The sequence below is a fragment of the Clostridium tagluense genome (assembly GCF_003865095.1).
Taxonomy (GTDB): domain Bacteria; phylum Bacillota; class Clostridia; order Clostridiales; family Clostridiaceae; genus Clostridium_AD; species Clostridium_AD tagluense.
In genome coordinates this window covers 1-10871 of the sequence record NZ_BHYK01000058.1, presented here as the reverse complement: position 1 = coordinate 10871, position 10871 = coordinate 1, and the positions used below count along the sequence as shown (strand labels likewise).

The 10871-nt window shown below is 30.3% G+C and carries 7 protein-coding genes; 2 read left to right on the top strand and 5 right to left on the bottom strand.

The window, feature by feature from the left end; translation table 11 throughout:
* From Ctaglu_RS23605 to Ctaglu_RS23595, 3 genes are all read right to left on the bottom strand, one after another.
* Positions 1-607: replication initiation protein (locus Ctaglu_RS23605; protein WP_148097607.1), on the bottom strand; the 607-nt coding region annotated here is incomplete at its 3' end.
* Positions 608-1025: 418 nt separating this feature from the next.
* Positions 1026-1187 (bottom strand): YvrJ family protein, encoded by a 162-nt coding sequence (locus Ctaglu_RS23600; protein WP_125006361.1) that lies wholly within the window; start codon positions 1185-1187, stop codon positions 1026-1028.
* Positions 1188-1253: 66 nt separating this feature from the next.
* Positions 1254-1739: a sigma-70 family RNA polymerase sigma factor gene (locus tag Ctaglu_RS23595; protein WP_233439934.1), complete on the bottom strand. Its 486-nt coding sequence runs from the start codon at positions 1737-1739 to the stop codon at positions 1254-1256.
* Between the two features lie 507 nt (positions 1740-2246).
* On the opposite strand from Ctaglu_RS23595, the gene Ctaglu_RS23590 reads away from it, so the two are divergent.
* Positions 2247-2855, top strand: coding sequence for a tyrosine-type recombinase/integrase (locus tag Ctaglu_RS23590; RefSeq protein WP_125006359.1), 609 nt, complete (start codon positions 2247-2249; stop codon positions 2853-2855).
* An 858-nt stretch (positions 2856-3713) separates the two neighbouring features.
* Here Ctaglu_RS23590 and Ctaglu_RS23585 read toward each other — a convergent pair.
* Positions 3714-5453, bottom strand: a complete 1740-nt coding sequence (locus Ctaglu_RS23585; protein WP_125006357.1) for a hypothetical protein — start codon at positions 5451-5453, stop codon at positions 3714-3716.
* Positions 5454-5991: 538 nt separating this feature from the next.
* Between Ctaglu_RS23585 and Ctaglu_RS23580 the strand changes: the two genes are divergently transcribed.
* Positions 5992-6960: a coiled-coil domain-containing protein gene (locus tag Ctaglu_RS23580; RefSeq protein ID WP_125006355.1), complete on the top strand. Its 969-nt coding sequence runs from the start codon at positions 5992-5994 to the stop codon at positions 6958-6960.
* A gap of 1372 nt (positions 6961-8332) precedes the next feature.
* Here the strand turns inward: Ctaglu_RS23580 and Ctaglu_RS23575 are convergent.
* A complete protein-coding gene (locus Ctaglu_RS23575) occupies positions 8333-9289 on the bottom strand; it encodes an Rpn family recombination-promoting nuclease/putative transposase (RefSeq protein ID WP_125006353.1) in 957 nt (318 codons plus the stop codon).
* Between the last annotated feature and the right edge of the window lie 1582 nt (positions 9290-10871).

The window sequence follows — 10871 nt, the reverse complement described above, 5'->3', positions numbered from 1 at the left end:
CATAGTCAAAATTAATATCTGTTTTTTCTGCAAGTTCTTTCTGTGCCTTGGTTATTATTCTATTTTTAAAATTATTATAAATATTATATGCTTTCTCTTTAGATCCTACCATGTTTTTAAGTTCTTCAAGTTCAATATTTACCTGTTTTTTATATGAATTGCATTTTAATATCTCATACAATCTTATAGAATACTTGCTCTTTAAACTCAATATATTGTCAAGTTTATAACTTGTATATAATTCTTTGAGTTCTAACATGTAGGGTTTTAGCTGTGGAGAAAACTCCAAAGCAACTACACCCTCACCAGTTTTATATCTTGCACTACTTAGCCAGGCTAATTGAATTATATCTTTACCCTCTTTAATCTCAAATACTTTTTTCATAAGTTCCTTTGTAATTTTAGGTATTTCAGTATATTTACTTTGGTCTTTAATATCCAATAGTTTTAAAAAATCCTTTATCTTAAAATCATACGTTTTAAACTTTGTATCCTGCGGCTGTACCATGCTCGCTAATGTTAATATTATTTTTTGTTCCTGTACTGATAAATCGTAATTACAAGTAATTAATTTATTGCTTTTAGTCACTATATAATCTTTGTCCAATGTTATCACCCCATGGTATATATTAACATGAGAATACTACTAATACAATATTTGCGTAGTGTAGTAGTTGACTATGAAAATGTAGTATTAGATTTATTTTTCACTATGAAAATGTAGTAGTTGACTATGAAAATGTAGTATTAGATTTGCTTTTCACTATGAAAATGTAGTAGTTAACTATGAAAATGTAGTATTAGATTTTTGAACGCCTTGATATGACTAGCTTAGAAGCCCCTCTTAAACATGTTAAACAAAAAGATTGTTAAACATCTAAAACAACAACAAGGAACCTAACCATAAATAAGTTATATTTGTTGTTGTTTTGAAGGTATATACCAAACTTCTCCACAGATTATCAACAAACATTATGGCAATCTATATTGCCTATAAAAAATAAGAATACCAAAGTCTGGTACCCTTATTTTTTAGATTTTCCTATAACGGTGGATATAGCTGCAGTTAGATCCGCGATAGATTTATTGAGATCCTCAATTTTCTTCTCAAATCGAACAAGCAGATATATCGTCACACTTATAGGGAAGCCAACTGTATTAACCAGTTTAACAAATGCATCATACATGACGCACCACCTCCCTCACCGCTATAGATAATATATATGCTTATTTCAATTGGTTTCTATAATCTTTTAAATATATTTTTTAAGCTTTTTTAAAGCCTTATCTTTAATCTTTCTATAGTGAGCATAACTGTTATCACCATCACAGGCTATTTCCCGAAGACTATCATAGTGTAAGTAAAATCTCGAAACAACCTCACTCTCAACTGGATCTAATTTTTTCAAGGCCTTATAAAGCCTCTGGGCCTCATCGTAAGCCATTACTTCATCCTCTAAGGTGAATTCATACTCGCAAGAGGCACTGCTACTTGTAGGCTGTGGATTTGGAACTTCTCTATAGTGTTTTATTTCTCCCTTTAAAAGAGCTTTAAAATTAGTTCTAATAGCATGTATACAATAACCATCGAAAGTATTGCTACCAAGTTTATAAAGATTAACTGCTTTTATAACAGAAAGATATCCATGCTGCACAAGATCGTCAATTTCATAGGAAGGTATGTGGTAACTTCCAGCTAACTTAATTATCAAAAACTTATACCTTTCAATAATATCCATCAAAGAGTTTCTGTCTCCCTTCTTTGCTTTTTCAACTAAACTCTCCAGTATAAACACCACCCTTTTTATTTCATATATCTATTATACATATTTTGTAATAAATTTTAAACGATTTTTTTAATCTATTTAAAACTACTGTTTTAAAAATAACAATACACAAAAAATACCCTCTAAAAAATAATTCCAATTAATGTATTTACATATATTACAAATATATCAGCACTTTGTAATAAATTTGTAATCTGACACAACCGCGTTGTGTAAGATTATAAATAGCTCAAATGCTTGTGTTGTAAAAAAATGGTATTTTCCAATTTGCTCTAATCTGACATATTGACTATTTCTCAAATGTTGTGTAATATGAAAACTGGGAATTCTAATTTGCGACAAGGTATGATATAAATTTACCTTGAAAACCTAATATATACGACTATATTTAACAAATTTAGATATAAACCAAGTAATTGTTAATTATTTAACAAAATGTTATGGAAAGGAAGATGTAAAATGAAAACTGTAGAACCTATAAGAGATTTAAAAACCATAAGAATTATGAGATCCTATTTAAGAGATCAGAGTCTTCGAAATGAACTTCTATTTATTCTTGGAATAAATGTTGGGCTTCGTATAAGTGATATTTTAAAATTAACCTTTGATGATGTTATGAACTTCAAAAGCATGAGTGCTAAAGAATATGTAACAATAACAGAAAAGAAAACTTCAAAAACTAAAAAGTTTTATATAGGATCCATAGTAAGTAAACTAATTGAAGGCTACGCGAGCAGTTTAGTTGAAGTGCTTCCATATATGTATGTGTTTTGTAGTAAAAAAGCAGAAAACAAACCAATATCTCGTCAACATGCCTGGTACATATTAAATAATGCTGCAGAAATGATAGGTCTGGTTGAAAGGGATCATAAAGGAAATATAATATCCGGAGAGGTTGGGACGCACACCATGCGAAAAACTTTTGGTTACCACGCCTATACTGGAGGAACTACTATAGAGCTGTTAATGGATATATTTAATCATTCTTCTAAAACACAAACTTTAAGATATATAGGAATAACTGAGGATCAGAAAAAGGAGGTTTATATGCAGAGTAATTTGGGTTAGGCAGAGGGTTTGCATTATTGCGAGACTAGACTTGCAGTATAAAAAATGAAATACAAGTAATAAAAATCCTTCATTTTAAACATGAAGGATTTTGATTAAAAACCACCATTTTATGAGAGTATATCTTACGATATATATTGAAATTGATATTGCATTTTAAAGAATATTCTATAAAATATACCTAAACCAGGCATCATTATAGGAAGTAATGTGCTTACTTCACTTGGAGCTACTATATTTTTTAAACTTTAGGAATCAACGTACACCATTACAGCTGATGAGTAGTCGATGATATAAATATTATGTACATAAAAAAGATGCAGTAAAAACTTTAATTTACGCTGCTTATCATTTTAAGTAATTGCAAATGTGAAGTTAAAATTTAAATATAAATCAACATAATTAAGTAGATTGGAAACTATCCCATCCACTAGGAATGTTGTCCAGAGAGGCCTTTTAGTTGGAGGTTGCTATCAAGTCTTATAATTAATTAAGCTTACTATTTATTCTTTATAATTTATAAATAGTAATTATGGTTTGTCCTTTTTATTCTCTAACCGTCTGATTATCGAGTTTTTTACTAGCATATTATGATTTTAATATTTACACTAAAAATAAAAAATAACACCATTTGAAGATAACTTAAAGTATGTGTTGCTCCTAATTCTAAGTTTAGTCTACAACAAAGAACATCATAATACTTTTGTCTTAAGCTAATGGCTAAACACTCTAAGTAATATCTAGAGAAAACCTCATTACTAATATAGTTATTAATACTATAAATTAGATGGTGTGCTCACATGCTTTTCGACTAAATTAATCCTCATGCAACCCTATGATTAATGTTTTGTTAGCTAACTATAATGTTAGTGATTTTTTAAGTATAACTTCTAAATTATCCTGTCTCCATTTAAGCAATTCTATTATGTATTCATCAAAATTATCTTTATAGACATTATTTGAAATAAGCAAGTTTTTAAGTTGAGATGGAATGGCTTTAGATACTACATTTTCTATATTTAGTATTTTAATTCTTTTTACAATATTAGAAAATATATTTAAATTAGTAACTTGATTAGCAATCAATCCAAGTCCTACAAAATGCAAACATAATTGAATACTTTCTTCTCTTAATCTCATGATATCCGATTCTTCTACTCCACCTAGAGCTCTAGTATGATCAATAAACATGGGGTTATATTTATTATTACTTAGAAAGAAGCATATATTATCTGAATGCCTATCTTTATTACATATAAAAATATCGAATGCCACCATATCTATAAGTAGACTAAAATCTTCTATGTCAACCTCTCTTATATCTTCAAGCTTATATACTGGTGGTGGAACTAGTTTAGATATAACCCCAATTGTATCTTGTTCCATATGAAATATAGCTTCTGCTACAGGAATCTGGATTTCATGACCTATATTGTATGAAATTAGCTCATTTACAATCTTCCTTAGGTTTTTGGGATTAATCTCGCTTATATAGAAATACTTATATATTCCTACTTCTAAATTTGAAGAACTTACTAAAATTCTTTTTTTAGCATCCTGACCACCTAAATCTAATTCTATTGGATCTACCCAATTTTGAAACTCTTCTGCATTTTTATTACCCATAAAGGTAATGTTTTTAATTTTAAAGCAAAATTCTTCTAAATTTACTACTGAGTTATTTGTCATTATAAAATATGCAAATCCATCTCTATCAAAACACCTTCTAAATTTTGTATAATTATCAGTAGTCTCTATAGGTACTTTTGCTTCATATCCTTGATTTTCATTAGTTTGGCCAGTTAAGTTAGCTTTAACTAATAATTTACCTTCACAAACATCTTCAATGATCACATTAAAATTTGTAGCATAATTTTCGCTATCAACTAGCAAATTCTCTTTAAGGAAATCACGAAAAGTCTCATACATATCTGAATTGCAGTAATCAATAGATGTTACAGCAGATTCATTCAAAGCATCTTCATCTAAATAAATAGTTCCCAATCCGAGTCCGCCTGGAAAAATAGAACCACTTTCATACCACTCTGAATCAGGTAGTGATAAAAACGTTTTTTTTCCTTCAAGCCATTCTATAGTTCTAACATGGTTGCCATCTATAGTTAGATTTAATACATAAATTAGAAAGACTTCTTCCTTGGGTAAAATTTTATCACAACATCGAATTCTTAAGTATATACCTCTTGTTATTTCTAGCTTTTTTTTAAACTCATGTATGTCTTTGGTTGTGAATTCTTTATTTTCTATAACTTTATTGCCTGTAACCATTAAATTAAACTTTTCTTCTAATGTATTAATATCTAATTTTATTCCTAAACCATTATCAATAAAAAACTGATCAATATTTGATTCTTTCTTAACAAGTTTTTTGTAATTTACTAGCAAACTATCTTTAAATTTCAAGAAACTCTTTAAGGTAGAACATATAATTTCAAGGTATGGCAGATTATCTATTAAATCAAATATATAAATCCATTCCCACTCTACCGTATTTTTGTTATTATTTTCGTTAAGTTTTAGATTTATGAATATATTAGTAGGATTCTTTTTTTTTATTTTCCTTGATTTTTTTTTACTCATAATTATTACTCCCATCACAAAACTATTATTTAGTTGAATACTTTATCAAAATTATACTTTAATTATACTTTAATTATACTTTAATTGTAAATTCTAATAAGTGCAAAAATTCCAAATTGAAAAAAGCTGTCTAGCTTGTGTTGCCTTTAAAATTCACACCCAAATGCGCCCAATCAATAGAACATTTGAGCTTCACATTATCGACATTAGGTGTATTTATTACATTACCTTCACTATCTTTCATGAAAACTATACCATAAAATACTAATTATACAAACTTTCATTACTCCAAATATCCACATATAGTTTGCTATCGATGTTTAATTTTTTGCCCGCCTTTTTCCCCTGGGTAATTCTCTGGAAAAATGCAAGACCTTGTAGCTGAAATATATTTTAAAATGCATTTTTCATTGAACTTTGAATAATAAGAGTATATACTGTAAACAATACATAGTAAACACTAGTAAACACACTCATATTTATATATTTATACAAAAATAAGCGTAAACATTTATTCAAATATAAAGGAGGCCCCAAAATGGCAGATAACAACAACCCTTTTTCAGTAAGAATGGAAACAGATGATAAAGAGAAGCTTATAGAACTCATTCAAGAAAGTGGCAAAAGCAGTAAAGAGTTTATGGGAATCCTCATGGGTGCTTATGAATTAAACAAGGTCAAAATGGATATTCCAGAGGTAGCAGAGGACATTAATCACCTTGAAGCCTTAACTAATCAGATTAATAATATATATGTTAATATGGCGAAGCGAATACAAACTATAGATGCAGCAAAGGCCCTGCAGTTTGATAAAGATATGGAGATTTATAAAAGTAAAATAGAAAGTTTAAAAGCCGAAAATCAAGGATTGAATATAGATAAAGAAGCTATGGAAAACACATTGCAAGGATCTTTTAATATAAGTGATGAACTTAAAAAACAGGTAAAACAATTAAGCGAAATCACGGATAGCAATAAGGCTTTAATTCAAGAATATAAAGAGAAAAATGATACTCTTACAGGGCTTGTTACAGAGTATAAAGGCTTCAAGAATGAGAATGAGACTATAAAATGTTTGCTTGCAGACAGCCAGGCAAGAAACATAGATCTTGGCAATAAAATAATATCTAAAGACATTGAAATTGATACGCTAAAAACAAAACTAGAAGCTGTAGCTGTGGAAGCTCAAAAAGAAGTGAATCGAACTTCAGAGCTAAAAGAGTTCGAAAATGAAAAAACATTGCTTGCTATGCATACATTAGAATCAAAAATGGAAGCTACAGTTATTGAATGCCAAAAAGAAGTAGCGCGAACTGTAGAGCAGAAAGAATTTGAAAAGGAAAAAGCATTACTGCAGCAAGAAAAAGCATTTAATAAAAAGATGCAGGAGCAACAGGAGGAATCTAATAAAAAGATATTGGAATACCAGAGGCAGGCAGAGGAATTTATAAGAGAGATGCAGATGCCGAGGCAAAATCAAAGTAAGAAAACAGAGATAAAAAGATAGATAAGCGGTATTAACTATCTTTTTTTATTATTCAAAATAAAACTTATTGTGAGTAATTATAACAAGACCAAATGGAGTATAGGGCGTGTTTTTGCCCTATATGGAATGCGGTAGTATATTAAATACTCTTATCACTACCTATGTATTAAGAAGAACACTAACAGTTAAGTATTTTCTTTATGAATATTTAAAATGAAATTTTGGCCAAACTTACTCACTGCTCCATAATCATAATTTTTTTAAAAATCATGTCATCATACCCTTGCAATCAAAATCATAAAATGCAGTCAGTAATTTTGTCCAAAATGAGTGAACTTATCCCCCCCAACCCCAAAGGGGAGCCTCTAGGGTATTCCTCTGGGGTCAAGGAAGCTTTGGACAAACTTACTCACTGCCCTAAAGTAAAACATTTTATTAAGGTGGGGTAACATGCATCTTTTATATAGTCTTAGTAGCAGTCAGTAAACTTGTCCAAAGCAAAGAAATTAATCCCCCTTCCCCCAGGGGTAATAAGTCCTGTGGCATTGCCGCAGGACTTGTTTTTTTCTTCTTCAAATCATTATTTTAAAAAAATCTACACCTATTACAACCACCTTACTTCTAATTATATTTTAAAGTAATTTTAATTTTGGTTTTTAATAATAAAATACTTACTTTTATATCTCTACTACCATACTATTTTTTGATAGTACAAGTATTTTTTCATTCTTGGTAAATAAAGATGGTGTAGTGGCTGTCGTAAGTGCACATGTTTCCTTAAGCCAGCTAACGGTTTTCTCATAAAATAGCTACTCGTAGGTTTTTGGCCAATGATTTAATTTTTAATTCGCTATTTTAATGAAAACGCGAGCTTTATTGTATAAGTGTTCTAGGGTTTTTACCACAAGTGGTATTTGCTGGGGTAGTGCTCCGGGGTCCTCAAGGAAAGGACAAGCACTCGAAGTGTACTAGCCGTCCTTGGCTGTTCCACTTCAACAGCTAGTCCTTTCCTTGAGGGGCGGGTGGACAAGCTCCTGGCTTAAGGAAATTGACAAGCCGTCCTTGGCTAGTCCATTCCCTTGGCCACAAGCTTGTCCACCCGCCTTCTGGGGATTCCTCTGGGGTCTTTTTTAGGGCTTGGTCTCACTGGTCTTTTAAAACATCGCAAACAATAAGATTATAATGTTCTATTTCGAAGTATCCCTCTATTGAAACCTCAGAAGTGGTAGCAACATTTATAAAATATTGCTACCACCAAAAGAAAAATAAAAGCTTATCGAACAACTTATTATTTGTTCGATAAGCTTTTATAAAATTTTTTCTTGCAAATTATCTAACTCTACTTTGAGTACAGCCAACATACCTGTATGTCATCTATATCTGATAATAACCTCTAGTGTATTAAGTTTTCTTTTTCTTCTCTTAATTTTTTAATTGTATCAATTGTAAGTCCAGTCTTTTCAGATATTATATCATCACTTAATATATCTAGTAAGTTTTTAGCTATTTCTATAACACTTTCTTTTTTAGCACTACTAACCTTTTTATTAATGCTCTCCTCAAGATTTCTCCCTAAATTACTTACCATATCATCAACCTCCATTTCACCTGTTTTTTCAAACGCATCCTGAATACAATTTTTCATTTCTCCATCCATTCTGTTTTGCAATATGTTAACAATCCAATTTCTAAATATTTGAGACTGATCCTTTGTGGCCTTCATTCTTATAAATCTACCTATAACTTTTAATCTTCTAATTATTTCTTCATCATCTATCCCTGATTGATCTAATGAAAATACTGAGCTTATCACGGTTGCTATATCTAATAATTCCTCGTCATCCATTCGGTTTACATCAAATAGCATATATTTGAAATCTACTATGTTATCTTCAAATAATTCATATCCGCTTAAAACTTCTTTAAAACTCCTTGGTGCTGTCCAATTATACTCTCCATTATACAAGACAATTGGGAAAATGGATGGAAGTTTAAAATCTTTTCTCTTTTTTATATTTTTTTCTGTATTTTTAAGTTCATCTCTCCATAACTCAGTCATGTACATAAGTAACCTTATAGGCATTGAAAAATCTACCTTTGACTGCATCTCAAGCAATATATAAAAAATTATATCTTTATCACCAATTTTTACTTTATATACAATATCCGCTTCTTCTTCCTTAAAGTCTTCTAGTATAAACTCTTTATCGATTAGAACTAGATCTTCTTCCTTTATTAAGTTTACCCAATCTTTCTTTACAAAATCTCTTAGGAACTCTAAAAAAGTCTTCTTGTGAGTTAGCAAGCTCTTATATCCTAAATCATGTTCATTATTGATTTTATCGCTCAAAACATCACTTCCCTTTAACTTAATTATATCACAATATTTCTTAATCATTCATCTTTACATACATTTTCTATTTGGTCTCAGCATCAGTCAGTAACCTAGTCTAAAGAAACTAATTCACAAACCCTCAAGAGCATCTGGGTAGTTCTCTGTGGTCTTTATCTGGTCTTTATCTATAAACATAACGTTTCTGAATTCCTAAGATAATCTGATGCATTGATCCACGTCGCAAACCAGAGATTTGCAACATTCCGTAATCTGTAGCGCTCTGTGTTCTGAAAATATATAGCGTTTTTAGTAGGTGAATTATTATTTAATTATAAAACTCAATACTTATGTTTTATTAGTGTGGTACTCCTCTCTTTTCGTACAAAACTGACGTTAAGGAAAATCAACTAATATATTTTCAAATTACTGTAAAGTTTAATGCTGAATAGGGCTTTTTAATATGCTCTAAGATATATTTTAGTGAGAGTTTGGACTAAAACATTACATTAAAACTATAAGCTTAATTTAAATTAGTTTTAACGCCTTTTATAATCAAGTAATATCAATGGTTAAGAGCCGAAGAATTTTAAGGAACCCACTGCATTTACTATGTATCAAGGTTTACAACAAATAAAATGTTAAAACATTTATATAAATACATGTACTATTTGTCTGATGCTGATAGATCTGTTAATCAAGAATGGGGAGAATTTAAAAAATGTATGGATAATTTATATGGTAAGTATTTTATAATATAGGTTTCTGTCCAAGATTTGATTTTATACGGGTACAGCCGACATACTTGTATGTCGGCTGTACCTTATATTGGGTGTTTTTGCACATCCCCTCCAAAAGGGGGATTAAGGACTATTTCACAAAGTATACTTTGTGAAATAGTCCTTAATCGTTTGTTTTTTTGTGTCAGAAGTACATCTTATCCACTTCTGACATATTTCAAATGATGACTACATGTTTTGAAAGACAAGCATAGGCAATCATTCTGGAATTGACTATGCTTCTGATACTATCGAATGAGTAAGTTGCCTATTCCACCTTTTCGGGTGGATGGGCAAAAACACCCATGGTGCAATAACGGGTTGAGCCGACATACATGTAAAAGTAAGCCACTTCATGGTTAAATTATCCACAACGTGAGTTTTAAGCGTTTCATTTGAAATTCAACGATATATTTCATCAAGTATACCTTAATGACACTATTAAAATATGTTTCACTGGGGTTATAAAAAGGATATATGAAATATTTCAAATATAAATAGACTTGATGAAACACCTATAAAACAAGATATAGCCACATGATGGATAATACTTCCACCATGTGGCCTATTTTTACACGTATGTGGGGTACGGCAACGATTCATGCAAAAAACAGCCACAAGACAGCATTTTCCATTTTTAATGAACTGTAAATCAAAAATGGAACTACTATTTTGTGGCTGTTATGACGTACTATGAATAGGTTTGGATTCAGATGTTGAGCCGATAAAAACTATCACCATAAGTATATACTTAAATGATGATAGCCACTAAAGTTGCTCAATTTCTGAAACAAGCTAAAGAACGATGCCGCGTTTCCACT